This window comes from Novosphingobium sp. BL-A-41-Hi4B-X5A, assembly GCF_055521705.1.
On record NZ_CM145500.1, the window covers coordinates 2,777,656 to 2,793,751 of the forward strand.

At 66.2% G+C, this 16,096-nt stretch carries 15 protein-coding genes; 6 read left to right on the forward strand and 9 right to left on the reverse strand.

Annotation, left to right across the window (positions count from 1 at the left end):
• Window position 1 precedes the first annotated feature (1 nt).
• A complete protein-coding gene (locus ACZ1JY_RS13445; RefSeq protein WP_465129629.1) occupies window positions 2–2,101 on the reverse strand; it encodes a protein-disulfide reductase DsbD family protein in 2,100 nt (699 codons plus the stop codon).
• Window positions 2,102–2,167: 66 nt separating this feature from the next.
• Here ACZ1JY_RS13445 and ACZ1JY_RS13450 point away from each other — a divergent pair, with 66 nt between their 5' ends.
• Both ACZ1JY_RS13450 and ACZ1JY_RS13455 read left to right on the forward strand, forming a co-directional pair.
• The gene (locus ACZ1JY_RS13450) at window positions 2,168–3,853 is read left to right on the forward strand and encodes an alkaline phosphatase family protein (protein WP_465129630.1); all 1,686 of its coding nucleotides are present in this window, start codon (window positions 2,168–2,170) and stop codon (window positions 3,851–3,853) included.
• Window positions 3,850–5,067, forward strand: coding sequence for a UbiH/UbiF/VisC/COQ6 family ubiquinone biosynthesis hydroxylase (locus ACZ1JY_RS13455; RefSeq protein WP_465129631.1), 1,218 nt, complete (start codon window positions 3,850–3,852; stop codon window positions 5,065–5,067). Before ACZ1JY_RS13450 ends, ACZ1JY_RS13455 begins: the two co-directional genes overlap by 4 nt.
• 186 nt (window positions 5,068–5,253) lie before the next feature.
• On the opposite strand, the gene ACZ1JY_RS13460 is transcribed toward ACZ1JY_RS13455, so the two are convergent.
• The 4 genes from ACZ1JY_RS13460 to hemC all read right to left on the reverse strand — a co-directional run bounded on the left by ACZ1JY_RS13460 (window position 5,254) and on the right by hemC (window position 8,350).
• On the reverse strand, window positions 5,254–5,604 hold the full coding sequence (locus ACZ1JY_RS13460; RefSeq protein ID WP_118073256.1) for an SMI1/KNR4 family protein: 351 nt from the start codon (window positions 5,602–5,604) through the stop codon (window positions 5,254–5,256).
• 171 nt (window positions 5,605–5,775) lie between these two features.
• On the reverse strand, window positions 5,776–6,711 hold the full coding sequence (locus ACZ1JY_RS13465; protein WP_465129632.1) for a mitofilin family membrane protein: 936 nt from the start codon (window positions 6,709–6,711) through the stop codon (window positions 5,776–5,778).
• A 29-nt stretch (window positions 6,712–6,740) separates the two neighbouring features.
• Complete coding sequence (locus tag ACZ1JY_RS13470; protein WP_465129633.1) at window positions 6,741–7,418, reverse strand: uroporphyrinogen-III synthase; 678 nt, start codon at window positions 7,416–7,418, stop codon at window positions 6,741–6,743.
• Entirely contained in the window at window positions 7,415–8,350 is a 936-nt protein-coding gene (gene hemC / locus ACZ1JY_RS13475; RefSeq protein ID WP_465129634.1) for a hydroxymethylbilane synthase, read from the reverse strand. The genes ACZ1JY_RS13470 and hemC overlap by 4 nt, the downstream gene beginning before the upstream one ends.
• Window positions 8,351–8,395: 45 nt before the next feature.
• On the opposite strand from hemC, the gene tsaD reads away from it, so the two are divergent.
• Genes tsaD through ACZ1JY_RS13495 form a run of 4 tightly spaced genes read left to right on the forward strand, consistent with a single transcriptional unit; the run spans window position 8,396 to window position 12,490 of the window.
• Window positions 8,396–9,448 carry a tRNA (adenosine(37)-N6)-threonylcarbamoyltransferase complex transferase subunit TsaD gene (gene tsaD, locus ACZ1JY_RS13480; protein WP_465129635.1) on the forward strand — a complete coding sequence of 351 codons (1,053 nt, stop codon included), beginning with the start codon at window positions 8,396–8,398 and terminating at the stop codon, window positions 9,446–9,448.
• Window positions 9,445–10,440: an NAD(P)H-dependent glycerol-3-phosphate dehydrogenase gene (locus tag ACZ1JY_RS13485; protein WP_465129636.1), complete on the forward strand. Its 996-nt coding sequence runs from the start codon at window positions 9,445–9,447 to the stop codon at window positions 10,438–10,440. The genes tsaD and ACZ1JY_RS13485 overlap by 4 nt, the downstream gene beginning before the upstream one ends.
• Window positions 10,437–11,912, forward strand: coding sequence for a lipopolysaccharide biosynthesis protein (locus ACZ1JY_RS13490; RefSeq protein ID WP_465130918.1), 1,476 nt, complete (start codon window positions 10,437–10,439; stop codon window positions 11,910–11,912). Before ACZ1JY_RS13485 ends, ACZ1JY_RS13490 begins: the two co-directional genes overlap by 4 nt.
• Window positions 11,913–11,938: 26 nt before the next feature.
• Complete coding sequence (locus tag ACZ1JY_RS13495; RefSeq protein WP_118074536.1) at window positions 11,939–12,490, forward strand: hypothetical protein; 552 nt, start codon at window positions 11,939–11,941, stop codon at window positions 12,488–12,490.
• A gap of 1 nt (window position 12,491) precedes the next feature.
• On the opposite strand, the gene ACZ1JY_RS13500 is transcribed toward ACZ1JY_RS13495, so the two are convergent.
• The 4 genes from ACZ1JY_RS13500 to uvrB form a co-directional block, all read right to left on the reverse strand.
• The gene (locus tag ACZ1JY_RS13500) at window positions 12,492–13,058 is read right to left on the reverse strand and encodes a hypothetical protein (RefSeq protein ID WP_168902977.1); all 567 of its coding nucleotides are present in this window, start codon (window positions 13,056–13,058) and stop codon (window positions 12,492–12,494) included.
• Window positions 13,059–13,065: 7 nt separating this feature from the next.
• Entirely contained in the window at window positions 13,066–13,356 is a 291-nt protein-coding gene (locus ACZ1JY_RS13505; protein ID WP_118072412.1) for an addiction module antidote protein, read from the reverse strand.
• Window positions 13,331–13,693, reverse strand: a complete 363-nt coding sequence (locus ACZ1JY_RS13510; protein ID WP_168902975.1) for a type II toxin-antitoxin system RelE/ParE family toxin — start codon at window positions 13,691–13,693, stop codon at window positions 13,331–13,333. The genes ACZ1JY_RS13505 and ACZ1JY_RS13510 overlap by 26 nt, the downstream gene beginning before the upstream one ends.
• A 92-nt stretch (window positions 13,694–13,785) precedes the next feature.
• Window positions 13,786–15,975 (reverse strand): excinuclease ABC subunit UvrB, encoded by a 2,190-nt coding sequence (uvrB, locus tag ACZ1JY_RS13515; protein ID WP_465129637.1) that lies wholly within the window; start codon window positions 15,973–15,975, stop codon window positions 13,786–13,788.
• Between the last annotated feature and the right edge of the window lie 121 nt (window positions 15,976–16,096).

Genomic DNA, 16,096 nt, shown 5'->3' on the forward strand with positions numbered 1-16,096 from the left:
CTTATTCCCCGACGAGTTCGACCAGCATGTCCTTGGTCAGCACCTGCGGCAACTGGCGCGGCTCGCCCCCGCCGTTGGGATACCACAGGTAAAGCGGCACGCCCGCGGCGCCATGGCTTGCCAGGAAGCGCGTGATTTTCGGGTCGCGCCGCGTCCAGTCGCCCTTCATCACCATCACGCCACGGAGGCGGAAGGCGGCGTCGACCGTGCTTGTCTCGATCGCGGCCTTCTCGTTGACCTTGCACGACAGGCACCAGTCGGCGGTGAAATAGAGGAAGATCGGCATGTAATTGGCCCGGGCATCGGCCAATACCTTCTCGTCAAACGGCACCGAGCCGAGCATGTCTTCCTCAGGGACCACTTCCGTGCTGGCAAGGCGTGGCGCGCCGATTGCGGCGAGGGCAATCATAACCGCCGCCGCCGGAGCCATCCACCGCAAGGTCGACCGCCCGCCGCGCTGCACCTGGCCCACGCGCCACAAGGCGATGACCAGCACGACGGCGAGAGCCAGCAAGACGGCCGCAAATACCTCACCGCCAAGGCGTGAGGCGAGCCAGAGCAGCCCGGCTGCGGTCAGCGCCATCGGGATGGCCATGATGCGGCGGAAGCGCTCCATCCACTCGCCCGGCTTGGGCAGCAGGCGCCGCAGGGCAGGAACGAAACCAATCAGCAGGAACGGCAGCGCAAGGCCAACCCCCAGCGCAGCAAACACGCCCAGCGCGGCCCATGTCGGCAGGACCAGCGCCGCGCCCATTGCTGCGGCCATGAATGGCCCGGTGCAGGGCGTGGCGACGAAAGCGGCAAGTAGGCCGGTGCCGAATGCTCCCGAATGGCCTGCACCACGCTCGACCGAAAGGCCTGGGAGTTCGTAAAGGCCGGCGAAATTGGCCGTGATCGCAACCGCCAGCAGCAGCAGCACCGCAACCACGCCCGGCTCCTGAAGCTGGAACGCCCAACCAACCTGCTCTCCGCCCGCCCGCAGCGCCAGCATCACCCCGCCGAGCAGCAGGCAGGCCAGCACGACACCTGCCGTATAGGCCAGGCCCTCGCTGCGGGCATTGTGCGAATTGCCGCGCGCCAGCGCCAGCGCCTTGAGGCTGAGGATCGGGAACACGCAGGGCATGACGTTGAGGATCAGCCCGCCCAGGAATGCACCGAACAAGGCGAACGCCAGCGTCGCTGCGGTGAACGTCCCTTCGCCGCCGACTTCGTCACCGCCCGCCGGCACGGCTCCGCGGGCCGAGGCGAAAGCGATGCCGCCGGCATCCTTGCCCATCGCCAGCACCCCTTCGATCTTTTCGGCAGGGGCGGGTGATTTGGCCATCGGCACTTCCACCACCAGCGTATCGCCGTTGCGGAAAAAGCGCTGGGCGGCGGCGTAGTCGATAATCCGCTCGGTCTTGAGGAACAGGTGCGGAGCATCAAGCGGGGCCGAGGCAGGAAACGGCAGGGCAAGGCGCAGGGTCTGGCCCGTCACCGCGAAAGTGCCCGGCCGGTCCAGCGGCGCAGGCATCGCCGCGCGCCAGCCCTCGAAGCGCTTGTCCCCCGCGCCGCTCCCGACCGTAACCGTGCCCTGCAACTCGGCGCGTTCGGGCACGCAGATCTCGTTGGTGCAGACCAGCCACTGCGCCTTGACGCTGATCGGCAGAAGTGTGCCCGGCGTGGCATCGGCGGGAAGCTTGAGCGGCACCAGCACGGCATAGTCGTGCTCGTACACGTGGTTCATCAGCCCCTGGATGACCAGCGTCTGCGGCACCGGAAACTGCATCGCGCCGGTGCTGGCGCCGTTGGGCAGGGTCCAGTCGAGCGTCAGCCCGTAACCGGCATCGCCGGGGTTGGACCAGTAGCCATGCCAGCCTGCCTCGGGCTGCATCAGCAGGGCAAGGGTGACAGTGCCGCCGGGCTGCGCCGGACCTTCGGCAATCAAGCTTGCGCGCATGTGGTTGGGCGCGGCTTGCGCATGGGGCACGGCCCATAGCAACAGCGCCGTCACAAACATCGCTATGATGCGCAAGGTCTTGATCCCGGCCAGTTCGCGTATCGGCATCAGGGCGTTACCGGTTCCATCTGGCCCCTTGAACAGGAGCGCCCGGCGGGCCATGCGTAGCGCTCTTGGGCGTCCTACGGCTGGCCTTCCCTTGAGTCCAGTGTACGTGCCCACAGGAGTATGTTTCGCGTGAAGACCCTTACCCGTTACGCCGCCGCTGCGCTCGCTTGCACTGCCCCGATGGTTCCCCTCGCGGCGCAGGAGGCCTCGCCCGCGCCCGTGGTCAGCCAGCAGGTCCCGGCCGGCGCGCCGAAGCTGATCGTCGCGATCTCCATCGACCAGTTCTCCGCCGACATCTTCGCGCAGTATCGCCAGCACTTCACCGGCGGTTTCATGCGGCTGACGCAAGGCGCGGTATTCCCGGCGGGCTACCAGAGCCACGCCGCGACCGAGACCTGCCCCGGCCATTCGACGATCCTCACCGGCAACCGTCCCGCCCACACCGGCATCATCGCCAACTCGTGGATCGACCAGAGCGTCACCACCGGCCCGAAGGTCGTCTACTGCGCCGAGGACGTTGCGAAGCGCACGGCGGGATCGCGCGACTACGTCGCCTCGCCCGTGCATCTGCTGGTGCCGACGCTGGGCGAGTGGATGAAGAAGGCCAACCCTGCAGCCCGCAACATCGCCGTCTCCGGCAAGGACCGCGGCGCGCTGATGATGGGCGGGCACGATATCGATCAGGTCTACTGGTGGAAGGGCAAGCAGTTCGTCACGCTGGCCGGGCGTGAGCCTGGCCCGACGGCAATTGCCCAGAACGCCGAGATCGACCGTCTCCTCGCCAAGGGCGCGGGCGAGTTTCCGCTGCCGGCCTATTGCCGTCGCGCCGATCGCGCGGTGCAGGCTGGTGACGTTTCCGTCGGCAATGGCCACTTCGCGCTGAAGGCCGGTGAGGCCGAGCAGTTCCGCGTCTCTCCCCGCCTCGATCGCGCCACGCTCGACCTCGCGGTCAAGCTGGTGGACGAACAGAAGCTGGGCCGGAACGCGGTCCCCGATATCCTGGCGGTAAGCCTCTCGGCCACCGACTATGTCGGCCACGCCACCGGCACCGAGGGCGCGGAGATGTGCATCCAGTTGACCCAGCTAGACCTGGCGCTCGGCGATTTCTTCGCCAGCCTCGACAAGCGCGGGATCGACTACGCCGTGGTACTCACCGCCGACCACGGCGGTTTCGACATGCCTGAGCGCCTGCACGAACAGGGCCTTGAAAAGACCTCGCGCGTCGGCCCCGAAGTTTCGGCAGAGGCCCTGTCGACCACGCTCGGCAAGCGCTACGGGCTCGATCCAAAGGGCCTGATCCTGTCGGATGGGCCGGCCGGCGACTACTGGCTGCGCAAGGACCTCGACGTCGGCCTCAAGGGCAAGATCATCGACGATGCCAGCGCGATCCTGATGACCAGCCCGTTCGTGGAGAAGGTCCTCTCCGCCGCCGAAATCGCCGCAACCCCGATGCCGCACGGCTCGCCCGAAACCTGGACCCTGGCCGAACGCGCCCGCGCTTCGTACAACCCGCTGCATTCGGGTGACTTCGTGGTGATGCTCAAGCGCGGCGTGGTCGCCATTCCACAGGCGCGCAAGGGCTATGTCGCCACCCACGGCAGCCCGTGGGACTATGACCGCCGCGTGCCGATCCTGTTCTGGCGCAAGGGGATGACCGGTTTCGAACAGCCCAGCCCTGTCGAAACGGTGGACATCGCCCCCAGCCTTGCCGCACTGATCGGCCTCAAGACCCCCCAAGGGGCATTTGACGGACGCTGCCTCGATCTCGATGGTGGCACGGCAAACACGTGTGGAGCATCGAAGTGAACGAGTCGCAGGCTGACGTCGTTATTCTGGGTGGTGGCCTTGTCGGCATGACGCTCGCCATCGGCCTCGCCAAGGCCGGGATCACCTCCCACGTGGTCGACAATTCGGACCCTGCGGCGCAGACCGCCGAAGGGTTCGACGGTCGCGCCTCGGCAATCTCGACCGCCAGCTGGAACCTCTACACCAACCTTGGCATGGCCGAGGAACTGGCGCCGAAGGGCTGCCCGATCGAATCCATCGCGGTGACCGACGGGATGAAGCCGGGCCGGATCGACTTCAAGCCGGGCGAGGGTGACGGCTCATTGGGCCGCATGTACGCCAACCGCGATCTGCGCATTGCCATGTATGGCGTGGCGGCGCGGGAAGAGGCGATCACCTTCCACCCCAACAGCCACGTCGTCGCCCGCGAACGCGGCGAACACGGCGTTTCGGTCACGCTTAAGGATGGGCGTATCCTGAAGGGGCGGCTCATGGTCGCCGCAGAAGGGCGCAAGAGCCCGACGCGCGACGAGGCCGGGTTCACGCCCGCGAAGTGGGACTACGGCCACCGCGCGATCATTGCGGGGCTGACGCACGAGAAGCCGCACGGCAATGTCGCGTGGGAAGTGTTCTATCCGGCAGGCCCCTTCGCGCTGCTGCCGCTGCTCGATGAAGGGGGCAAGCATCGTTCGGCGCTGGTCTGGACCGTCGCCGAGAAGGACGCCGCCGCCGTGCTGGCCATGCCCGAGGCGATGTTCCTGAACGAAGTCGCCAGCCGCATGCACGGCATCTTCGGCCAGATCGAACTGGCCAGCCCGCGCTCGTCCTATCCGCTCAACTTCCACCACACCGCGCGCATCGTCGAGGACCGGCTGGCGCTGGTCGGCGATGCCGCGCACGGCATGCACCCGATTGCGGGGCAGGGCCTCAACGTCGGCCTGCGCGATGTCGCGGCGCTGGTCGAGGTGCTGTCCGACGGCGTGCGCCTTGGCCTCGACGTGGGCGATGCGCAACTCCTCGCCCGCTACGAACGCTGGCGCGCCGCCGACACCTTCATGGTCGCCACCGCCACCGACGTCCTCACGCGCCTGTTCGGCATCCCCGGCAAGCTGCCCTCGGCTGTGCGGCGTCTGGGCATGGCCGGCGTGCAGCGTGCCGCGCCGCTCAAGCGCTGGTTCATGGACGAAGCACGCGGGATGAGCGGAGACCTGCCGAAGCTGCTGCGCGCGGCGTGAGCGTGGGGGATTAACCCCATCACCCGCCACCCCATTATCGTCATCCCGGGCTCGACCCGGGATCCCGCTTTTCTCTTGGCCCAGCGCTGAAGTAGAGAAGCGGGGTCCCGGATCAAGTCCGGGACGACGGGTTTTGGGATTGCAGCACTGCGACTTGGATGGCTGCTTTGGGGTGGTTAGTGGACATCAGCGCGTTGATAGCGAGCAGGCCTCTATTAGCCACGATGCGAAGTCCTTGAAGCCATACGCACGACCAGAGTCGTCGAGAACTAAGGCTAAGACAGCCGGATTTCCGGTGCGGTCATCCCCATCGAAGCAGGCTATATCGCCATCCATTTTTGCGAAGGGCACAAGGTTTCGTCCGTCGTGATTCCGGATGGAGTAAAACAGCTTACCCGCATCTGAGGCTGCATCCACAAACCACCAAGGCCCGGTCGGCAGTGTGCCATTTCCCTTCGCTATGGCTTGAATGGCATCTGGATAGCGAAAGCCGGGCGGCAAGATGGACTTGTCGTAGAGCGCGAAGGTGGCGGGCATTTGGACCTCACAAAGGCAGTCGCCACCTAGTTAAACAAGGCAATCGGACGTCTGCAACTGGGCGCTTTCCACCACAAGACTTATGGCAGCAATGGCGTCGTATCCTGAACGGCACCTCTTGTTGTGAAAATCGGAAAAGCGGACTCAGCTACCGCCCCAAACTAAAACCACTTAAATCTGCGGCGTAGACCCCGCCGGTGGCAGCGGAGGCACCGCAGGCGAAGCGCTTGCCGACGGCTCGGGCGCAACCGCCTGTGCAGGCGCGCTCACCGGCTGCGCACCCATCAGCGCTGCCGCCTCAAGCTGATCCAAAGCCCGCTGCGTTGCCATGTAGTCACGCGCGCGGACCAGCCAGTCTTGCGCGGCGTCGTGGCCGGGCATCTTTTCGACTTCTGCCGCAGCGGCCTCGATCTTGCCGCCGGCGAGGTAGGCGCGGGTGCGTTGCAGGCGGCTTTCAGGCGCGGGCGAGGGGGAATCGTCGTGGCGGATCACGAAGAGGTCTGACAGCTGGCGGCCGAGCCAGTCGAACGTGCCCTCATCCGCCTTGCCGCCGACCAGCTCGGGCGCAAGGAGTTCGAACTGTTCGCCAAGCTGGGCGAGCGTGACCGGCGCGGCGCCTGCGGCAATCACGCGGTCCACCGCCGCGCCCTGCGTGGTGCCGAAGCGCGCGCGCAATTGTGCCTCGATCCAGCCGAGGGGCTGACCGCGCTCCAGTGCCCGGCGCGCGGCGAAGGCAAGCAGCAGCGATTCGGCGTGGGTGGCATTGCCCGAGGCGGCGATGGCCTGCTGGTTCAATTCCGCCAGGCGCTGTTCAAGCATGGCGATCTTGGCGGCGGTGCTGTCAATCTGCGCGCCGATCTGCGCCTGCGCTGCGGCCGTTTCGGCGGCCGAGGGGCCCGGGGCGGGTTCCGTGGTGGGGGAAGTAACCAGCTGCGGCAGGCCCGAGCTGTCCATGCGCACGTCGATCAGGCCGTTATGCCATCCCAGCCACGCCGCGCCAGCAGCACCCGCCAGCAGGCACCCGGCGACCAGCGCAGCGATGCCGCGGCCGCCTATGCCGCTCCTTCGCGGGCTTTGACCCCGCGTGCTGTAAACCAGATCCTCCATGCGTTTTCGCTTGTCCTGTCGCCCCGATGTCACACTGTCTGGCACATCCGCGCGCCGAGTTCCAGAACCTCCTTGTCGGTCCTGCCGGCAGCCACTGCGACTGTGCCCCAGCCATTGCCAGCGAGTTCCGCTATGCGTGGGGCCAAGCATGCCAGATGGAGACTTTCCTTGGAGATTCCAAGTCTTTCGCATTCCTGGGCGAAGTGGCGGGCCGCTTCGCCGGAGTGCAGCAGCACGACCGCACCGCGCTCCAACGCCAGTTTCGGCGCGGCAGGAACTGCCCGTTTCCGGGACGCGTAAGTTACAACCGTGACGATTCGCACCCCCTCGGGCGGGGTCAGTGTCACGCGATCTTCACCTGCGATTCGGATGTAATTCCCGGGCGGCAGCGTGGCGACAACCGGCTGCAATCCGCCTTCGCCGACGCGCGCCACGGCAAACCCGGCAGACCGTGCCGCCGCCGCCGTCGTTTCCCCCACCGCGATCACCGAAACATCTGCAAAGGCCGCCAAACCCACCCCGCCATGGCGAAACACGTTGGCGCTGCCGGCAAGGATGGCGTCAAAACGCTCGTCCGGCACGTCCCAGCCCACCGGCTCGATCTCGAAAAGCGGCGCGGCGATCGCTTCCAGCCCCAAGGCGCGCGCCGACGCGCAGGTCGCCGTATTCCCCGGCTCGGGCCGGATCACCACCAGCGGCAAGTTCATGTGCCGGAGAAGTGCACCGTCACGGATTCCGGCGCCTCTGACAGCAGGCGATGGGCCAGCCGCTTCGGACCCTCGCCATCGGCGGGCGCGAACGTCTCGCTCGCCTCGATCCGCTCTGCCCCGTCCGGGCTGTAGATCGCGGCGCGCACGGTGAGCGAGCTTTCGTGATGCGTGGTCAGCACCGCAATCGGGCTGTGGCAATTGCCGCCCAGCGCCGCCAGCAGTGCGCGCTCCGCCAGCACTGCCTGGTGCGTAGGCCGGTCGTCAATCGCGGCAAGCCAGCCACGCACGTCCTCGCTCGCCACCAGGCATTCGATACCGATCGCGCCCTGCGCCGGCGCAGGCAGCCATTCGAACTCCGATAGCGGCGTGCCGACGCCAGTCTCGCCCAATCGCTGCAATCCGGCAGCTGCCAGCAAGGTCACGTCCGCCTCGTCCGCCTGCAGCTTCGCCAGCCGCGTGGCGACATTGCCGCGAAAGCCGACGATCTTGAGGTCGGGCCGGGCGTGAAGCATCTGCGCGGCACGGCGCGGCGCGCTGGTGCCGACGCGCGCGCCGGGCGGAATGGCATGGATGGAGGCCGCACCAACCAGCACGTCGCGCACGTCGGCGCGGGGAAGAACGGCGGCGATGCAGAATTCTTCAGGCCGCAGCGTTTCCACGTCCTTCATCGAATGGACTGCGAAGTCGATCTCGCCTTCAAACAGCCAGGCGTCGAGTTCCTTGGTCCACAGCGCCTTGCCGCCGATCTCGGCCAGCGGCCGGTCGAGGATCTTGTCGCCGCTGGCGGTGACCGGCACGATCTCCACCATGCTTTGGTCCCAACCATGGGCGGCGCACAGTCGTTCGCGGGTTTCCTCCGCCTGAGCCATGGCGAGCGGGGAGCGGCGGGTTCCGAGCCTCAGCGGCTTCTGGGGAGTGGCTGTGTTCATGCTTTGCTTGCCGTAACGGGGATTATCATTAGAGGAAAGCGCCAGATGGCCCTGATCCTTGGCATAGAATCCAGCTGCGATGAAACCGCCGCCGCGGTGATCGACGGCAATGGCACCACGCTTGGCGCGCGAATTGTCGCGCAACGAATTGCTTCACAAGACGAAGCGCACCGCCCCTACGGTGGTGTCGTGCCCGAAATCGCCGCGCGCGCGCATGTCGAAGTGCTGGGCCCGATGGTCGAGGCGGTGCTGGCCGACGCGGGCATGACGCTGGGTGACGTCGATGCGATCGCCGCCACTGCAGGCCCCGGCCTGATCGGTGGAGTGATGGTCGGCCTCGTCACCGCCAAGGCGCTGGCGATGGCGACAGGCAAGCCGCTGGTGGCGGTCAACCACCTCGAAGGCCACGCGCTTTCACCGCGCCTCGCTGATCCGAGCTTGCAGTACCCCTATCTGCTGCTGTTGGTTTCGGGCGGGCACTGCCAGATCCTCGAAGTCGCAGGCGTTGGCCAGTATCGCCGCCTCGCCACCACGATCGACGATGCGCTGGGCGAGGCCTTCGACAAGACCGCCAAGATCCTCGGCCTGGGCTATCCCGGTGGCCCCGCCGTCGAAAGGTTGGCGCGCGAGGGCAATGCCAAGGCCGTGCCGCTGCCGCGCCCGCTGGTGGGAAGCGGCGAACCGCACTTCTCCTTCGCCGGGCTAAAGAGCGCGGTGATGCGGGCCAAGGATGCGGGCATTCACATCGATGCCGATATCGCCGCCTCGTTCCAGCAGGCCGCGCTCGATTGCGTGGTTGATCGCACGCGCATTGCGCTCGCCGCTGCTGCGCCCGGGATGACGGCGTTGGTCGTTGCTGGTGGCGTTGCCGCCAACGCGGCGCTGCGCGGCGCGCTTGAAGCTCTGGCTGCCGAACACGGCCTCTCACTGGTCGCCCCGCCGCCGAAACTGTGCACAGACAATGCCGCGATGATCGGCTGGGCTGGCGCGGAGCGCTACGCTCTGGGATATAGCGACCCGCTTGACGTGGCAGCGCGCCCGCGCTGGCCGCTCGACGACAATGCCGCGCCGGTGCGCGGCGCAGGGGTGAAGGCATGACCGCTGGTGTAGGTGTCGTTGGCGCAGGCGCATGGGGCACCGCACTCGCCCAGATGCTGGCAAGCGACGGCCGCCAAGTCCTGCTCTGGGCGCGTGAGGCCGAACTGGTCGAGGAAATCAACGCCCAGCGTACCAACAGCCTGTTTTTGCCTTCGGCCAAGCTCGCACCTTCGATCCGCGCCACCCGCGATCTTGCGGAAATGGCAGCCCTTCCGGTCCTGCTGATGGTCACCCCGGCGCAGTTCCTGGCCAGCGTGCTCGGTGCAATGGGGCGCAACAGCGGCGACGTCGTGCTCTGCTCAAAGGGCATCGAAGCCGGGACCGGGCGGCTCATGGCCGATGTGGCCCGCACCGCCGCACCCGGAGCGGAAATCGCGGTGCTGTCCGGCCCCACTTTCGCGCATGAAGTGGCAGCGGGCCTGCCCACCGCCGTGACGCTCGCCTGCGAAGGCGGCGAAGTGCAGTGGCAGCGGCTTTCCACTGCCATCGCCCGCCCGACCTTCCGGCCCTATTACTCCGATGACGTGGCCGGTGCCGAAATCGGCGGCGCGGTGAAGAACGTCCTCGCCATCGCCTGCGGCGTGGTGGACGGCTTGGGGCTCGGCCAGAACGCCCGTGCGGCGCTGATCAGCCGCGGCTTTGCCGAGATGCAGCGCTTCGGCCTTGCCTTGGGCGCGCGGGCGGAAACGCTGTCCGGCCTTTCCGGCCTGGGAGACCTCGTGCTGACCTGTTCCTCCACCTCCAGCCGGAACTTCTCGCTCGGCAAGGCGCTGGGCGAAGGCGCCAGCGCAGCGGATGTGCTTGGCGCAAGGAACTCGGTGGCCGAGGGCGCCTTCACCGCGCCGGTCCTCGCGGAAATCGCGCGTAATCGGGATATCTCCATGCCGATCGTCGAGGCCGTGGTGACACTCCTCAAAGGCGCTGCCCCGGCGCGGGACGTGGTTGCAGGATTGCTGTCGCGCCCGCTCAAGGCGGAAACAGTCCTTGTCTGAAGCCAAGCCCCCCCCAACAGGATATCGCCGCGCTGGCCAAGGGCGGGCGGACGAATTTTCTCGGCTTCCTGCTGCGTCTTCTCGCGCGCATCCCGTTCCTTTTCATCGCCAGCCGCCTTTATGGCGCACCCGCCATGGGGCGCTTCGCCTCGGCACTGGTGATGGTCGAATTTGCCGGGATGCTGGCAACCCTCGGCCAGAAGCGCGGCCTTGCCCAGCGTCTTGCCGAGAACGACGAGCACCCCGCCAACGTCGTCGGCGATGCCGTGCTGCTGGCCATGTCGCTGGCGCTCGGCATGGGCGCGCTGATCTACCTGTTCCCACAATCGATGTATCCCAGCGGCAATTTCACGCTTGCCGACCGTCTGCTGGTGCTTTCGATCCCCGGCCTCGCGCTAGGCGACCTGGCCCTCGCTGCATTGGCCTACCGCTTTGACGTGGCGACCACGGTTCGCGCCCGTTCGGTGGTTGAGCCGTGGACAATCTCCATCGCGGCCGGCGCATTCTATTTCATCTGGCCGAGCTCCGGTCTCACACTTGCCTATCTCGCCTCGGTCTGGGCGGCGACGGGCGTCGCGGTCTTCGTCCTGCTGCGTACATATGGCCTGCCGCGTGCGTGGAAGCCGCGCCCCGGCCCGCTGTGGCAGATCGCCCGCCGCAACATCCCGCTGGCAGGCGCGGACGCCGTGGAATGGGGCACCCGCAAGCTTGACGTGTTCATCCTGCGCTTCTTCGTGGGCGAGGCGCCGGTCGGCATCTACTACTTCGCGCAGCAGATCGCCTCGTTGCCGCAGAAGCTCAAGACCAGCTTCGAACCGGTACTCGGCCCGGTCATCACCCGCAGCGTCAAGGACAAGGACTATGCCGCGATTGCCAAGCAGGTCTGCCAGGTCGGCTTCTGGATCGGCGCGGCGCAGATCGGCATTGCCTTGGCGCTCGGCATCCCGGGCGAGGGGCTGATGGGCCTTGGCGGTCCCGCCTTCGTTTCGGGCACCGCGGCGCTGGTGTTCCTGCTGGTCGCCGAAGTCGTCGCTTCCAAGGCGGTGGTGAGCGAGGCGGCGCTGGTCTACCTGGCGCGTATGCGCAACCTGTGGATCAGCCTTGCCACCATCGCGCTGCAGGCGGTGCTGACCATCTTCCTGATCCTTGTGGCCAGGCAGGTCACGCCGGGGCCGATGTACGTCGCCGCTGCAGCTTCGCTGGCTTTGGCCATCTCGCTTGGCCTGTCCTCGGCCGTGAAGTCCCGGGTGCTGACCCGCATTCTCGGCCATTCGATCAGCAACTGGCGTTGGGGCCTTGCCTGGGCGATCATACCCGCCATCGCGGTGGGCGTGGCGATGACCTGGGCACCCGAATGGGCCGAACTGGCCGTTGGAATTCCCGCAATTCTGGGTATTTACTGCTACATGTTGTGGGTCCGCGCGTTCGGGCCAGAGGACCGCGTGCTGTTCCGCAAGCAGCAACCGGCCTGAGATTTTTCGAGTAAGGGGTCATGCAGATGCTGCAATCGCTCGAAGCCAACCAGATCCTGCTGGCGGGCATCGTTCTTGTCGTCGCGTTCGTGGTGTGGTGGGTGTGGGGGCGCACCAAGCCAGCCCCGAAGCGGCGCGAATACACCGATGTACTCTCGGAAGGCGCCGAGAAGGCCGCTCGCAACACGGCCCTGATTGATGCGCCCAGCGCCGCGGCCCTTGTCACGCCGCCACCGGGCGTTGGCACGATGGCCGGGATCGGCGAAGTGGTGGCTGCCGCCGCTGCCGAGGAAGTGATCGAGGCCGCGCCGGTTTCGGCACCTGCCCCCGCTCCGCAGGGCGGCGATGACCTCGGCCGCATCAAGGGCGTCGGCCCCAAGCTCAAGGCCCTCCTCGCCTCGCTTGGCGTGACCAGCTACGCGCAGATCGCGGCGTGGACCGACGAGGACATCGCGCGGATTGACGCCCAGCTCGGCACCTTCGCAGGGCGCGCCACGCGCGACAACTGGGTGGAGCAGGCCAAGCTTCTCGCCAGCGGCGATACCGCCGCCTATGAAGCGAGGTTCGGCAAGGTCTGACTTATTCGGCGATTTGCGCCGGGGCGATGGGCTCCGGCGCGGCAGCCGGCGCAGAACGGCGGCACCTGGCGATAAGGTCGCGCACCGGCGCTCCGGCCGAAACCTTGATCATCCCCGCGCCCGGCAGCGTGCCGTTGTAGGACCCGCCAAGCACCTTGGCCCGGCTGTCATCGGCCGAGATCGTGCCCTGCCAGATATAGCCGCGCTGCCCCGGCACTGATGTCGCGTCCACGGGCAGCCGCATGATCCCGTCGCTCCCGACCAGCGCGAACAGCGCCTGCGCTCCCACCGGCGCGGCGGCATGGCGCGTCACCGTCAGCACGCCCTCGCGGCAGACAAGCGAAACCAGCGGCGGCTCCCCCGGATGCCCATAGCGCACCGAAAGTCCATCCGAGCCGGCGGCCCACGACGCCTGCGATTCCCCATCGCGCACCCCCGGCAAGGCCTCGCCCTCAGGCATGGCCATCCGCACCGCCCCATCCGGCGCCCCCTCACGCGCGGGCATCGCCGGCGATTTCGAACAAGCGGCAAGGGTGAGGGCCGCGATGGCAACAATCAGATTCTTCACGACAGTATCAGGCGGCCCGCTTCTGGACGGTCAATTCGAGCCCAAGCACCGAAAGGACCGCCACCAGTGTTTCAAGTGTGGGGTTACCGTCTTCGGAGAGAGATTTGTAGAGGGCCTGACGCCCCAAACCGGTTTTCCGGGCAATCTCGCTCATGCCCTTGGAGCGGGCGATATTACCCAGCGCTCCGGCGATGTGCTTGGGATCGTTCCCTTCCATTGCCGCTTCGAGATAGAAAAGGATGTCCTCCTCGGTCTCAAGATGATTGGCTGGATCAAATGGGTAGACCTTCAATGCCATCGTCGGCTTCCCTCACCATCTTGTGGGCCAGTGCGATGTCACGCGATTGCGTGTTCTTGTCGCCACCGTTCAGCAAGATGACCAAGACGTCGCCTTGCCAGATATAGTAGATACGATAGCCGGGACCGAAATGCAGGCGCAGTTCCTGCACACCATTCCCAACCGATTTCGTGTCTCCAGCATTTCCTGCAGCAAGGCGCATCAAGCGGTCGTCAATCCGCAACCGCGCCCGCCGATCGCGCAGACCGTCAAGCCAAGCCCGAAAACGGGCAGTCTGGACGATTTGCACGTGTCCTTTATAAGGGACATCATCCGCGTTGTCAATCTGATCGCCCATCCGATACCCACCTCGGGCAGCTTGAATAGGCGGCAAAACCGGTCTCACACATTTTAAGTGCGACCAATTTGGTGCCAGTCAGGACGTTACCCTCACCGCCCCCACTTCGTCTTCTGGCTCTTCCCGTACCGCGTCTTCCGCGTTCCCGGCTTGCCCTCGTTGCTCCGCCCGACGATCGGTGCCTTGCGCTCGCCTTCGGGCAGACCAAGCTCTGACGCCTCCAGCTGCCGGATTTCGTCACGCAGCCGCCCGGCCAGCTCGAATTCCAGATCCGCAGCAGCCGCGCGCATCTTCTTCTCAAGCTCCTCGATGTAGCCGCGAAGGTTGTGGCCGACGAGGTTGTTGGCCCCATCCGCGTCGATATCCACCAGCACGCCATCGCGGCTCGCCGTGTCGGCAACGATATCGTGGATGTTGCGCTTGATCGTCTGCGGGGTGATGCCGTGTTCGAGGTTGTAGGCCTCCTGCTTGGCACGGCGGCGATCGGTCTCGGCAATGGCGCGCTCCATGCTGCCGGTCATGCGATCGGCATAGAGGATCACGCGGCCATCGACGTTGCGCGCGGCGCGACCGATGGTCTGGATCAGCGAGGTTTCGCTGCGCAGGAAGCCTTCCTTGTCGGCGTCGAGAATGCAGACAAGGCCGCATTCGGGGATGTCGAGCCCTTCACGCAGCAGGTTGATCCCCACCAGCACGTCATAGACGCCCAGACGCAAGTCGCGGATCAGTTCGATGCGCTCCAGCGTCTCGACGTCCGAGTGCATGTAGCGCACCTTGAGCCCCGCCTCGTGCATGAACTCGGTCAAGTCCTCGGCCATGCGCTTGGTCAGCGTGGTGACGAGCGTGCGGTAGCCGTTGGCAGCAGTCAGCTTGCACTCGTTGATGCAGTCCTGCACCTGGTCCTCGACCGGACGGATCAGCACCGGCGGGTCGATCAGGCCGGTTGGGCGGATCACCTGTTCGGCAAAGACGCCGCCCGCCTGTTCCATCTCCCATTGCGCCGGCGTTGCCGAAACCGCGATAGTCTGCGGGCGCATCGCGTCCCATTCGTTGAAGCGCAACGGGCGGTTGTCGATGCACGAGGGCAGGCGGAAGCCATACTCTGCCAGCGTCAGCTTGCGACGGTGGTCGCCCCGCGCCATCGCGCCGATCTGCGGCACGGTCTGGTGGCTTTCATCTAGGAACAGCAGGCAGTTGTCGGGCAGGTATTCGAAAAGCGTCGGCGGCGGCTCACCGGGCAGGCGGCCGGTCAGGAAGCGGCTGTAGTTCTCGATCCCCGCGCATGATCCGGTGGCCGCAATCATCTCGAGATCGAAGTTGGTGCGCTGCTCCAGCCGCTGCGCTTCCAGCAGCTTGCCTTCCTCGACCAGTTCCTTGAGCCGCTCCGTCAACTCGAAGCGGATCGCCTGAGCCGCCTGCTGCATCGTCGGTCCGGGGGTAACGTAGTGCGAGTTCGCATAGACGCGCACATTCGTCAGCTTGGCCCCAGCCTTGCCGGTCAGCGGATCGAACTCGACAATCTCCTCCACCTCGTCACCGAAGAAGCTCACGCGCCAGGCGGTATCGTCGTAGTGCGAGGGAAAGATTTCGAGATTGTCGCCACGCACGCGGAAGTTGCCACGCGCAAACCCGGCATCGTTGCGCTTGTACTGCAGCGCCACCAGCTTGCGGATGATCTCGCCGCTGTCGACCGTCTGGCCGACCTTCAGGTCGAAGATCATCGCCGAGTAGGTCTCGACCGAGCCGATGCCGTAGATGCACGAAACCGAAGCCACGATGATCACGTCATCGCGCTCCAGCAGCGACCGCGTGGCCGAATGCCGCATCCGGTCAATCGCCTCGTTGGTCGAGCTTTCCTTCTCGATATAGGTGTCCGACCGGGGCACGTAGGCTTCGGGCTGGTAGTAGTCGTAATACGAGACGAAATACTCGACCGCATTCTCCGGAAAGAAGCTCTTCATCTCGCCATAGAGCTGCGCGGCGAGGATCTTGTTCGGCGCAAGGATCAGGGCAGGGCGCTGCAGTTCCTCGATGACCTTGGCCATGGTGAAGGTCTTGCCCGATCCGGTTACGCCAAGCAGGACCTGCGTCTGGTCGCCATCGCGTGCTGCCGCCACGAGATCGGCAATCGCGGTTGGCTGGTCGCCCGCAGGCTGGTAGTCGGACACGACCTTGAAAGGCCTGCCGCCATCGATCTTGTCGGGGCGCTGCGGCTTGTGCGGCACGAAAGTGCCGGAAGTGTCGGGCTCTTCGAGTCCCCTGCGAATAACGAGTTCGGCCATGGCGGGAATATGGGGAACAAACCGCGCCCATACAACCTCGCGTCGGGCGGTGACGTGGCGCACTGGCGCTTTTTCGGCAGGGTGTTAGCCTGCTTGCCGGAACGAGAGAGAACGAGACCCG

Coding starts and splice junctions, on each gene's coding strand:
- ACZ1JY_RS13445 (WP_465129629.1), bottom strand. CDS start 2,101: ATGGCCCGCCGGGCGCTCCTGTTCAAGGGGCCAGATGGAACCGGTAAC.
- ACZ1JY_RS13450 (WP_465129630.1), top strand. CDS start 2,168: ATGTTTCGCGTGAAGACCCTTACCCGTTACGCCGCCGCTGCGCTCGCT.
- ACZ1JY_RS13460 (WP_118073256.1), bottom strand. CDS start 5,604: ATGCCCGCCACCTTCGCGCTCTACGACAAGTCCATCTTGCCGCCCGGC.
- ACZ1JY_RS13465 (WP_465129632.1), bottom strand. CDS start 6,711: ATGGAGGATCTGGTTTACAGCACGCGGGGTCAAAGCCCGCGAAGGAGC.
- ACZ1JY_RS13470 (WP_465129633.1), bottom strand. CDS start 7,418: ATGAACTTGCCGCTGGTGGTGATCCGGCCCGAGCCGGGGAATACGGCG.
- hemC (WP_465129634.1), bottom strand. CDS start 8,350: ATGAACACAGCCACTCCCCAGAAGCCGCTGAGGCTCGGAACCCGCCGC.
- tsaD (WP_465129635.1), top strand. CDS start 8,396: ATGGCCCTGATCCTTGGCATAGAATCCAGCTGCGATGAAACCGCCGCC.
- ACZ1JY_RS13485 (WP_465129636.1), top strand. CDS start 9,445: ATGACCGCTGGTGTAGGTGTCGTTGGCGCAGGCGCATGGGGCACCGCA.
- ACZ1JY_RS13495 (WP_118074536.1), top strand. CDS start 11,939: ATGCTGCAATCGCTCGAAGCCAACCAGATCCTGCTGGCGGGCATCGTT.
- ACZ1JY_RS13505 (WP_118072412.1), bottom strand. CDS start 13,356: ATGGCATTGAAGGTCTACCCATTTGATCCAGCCAATCATCTTGAGACC.
- ACZ1JY_RS13510 (WP_168902975.1), bottom strand. CDS start 13,693: ATGGGCGATCAGATTGACAACGCGGATGATGTCCCTTATAAAGGACAC.
- uvrB (WP_465129637.1), bottom strand. CDS start 15,975: ATGGCCGAACTCGTTATTCGCAGGGGACTCGAAGAGCCCGACACTTCC.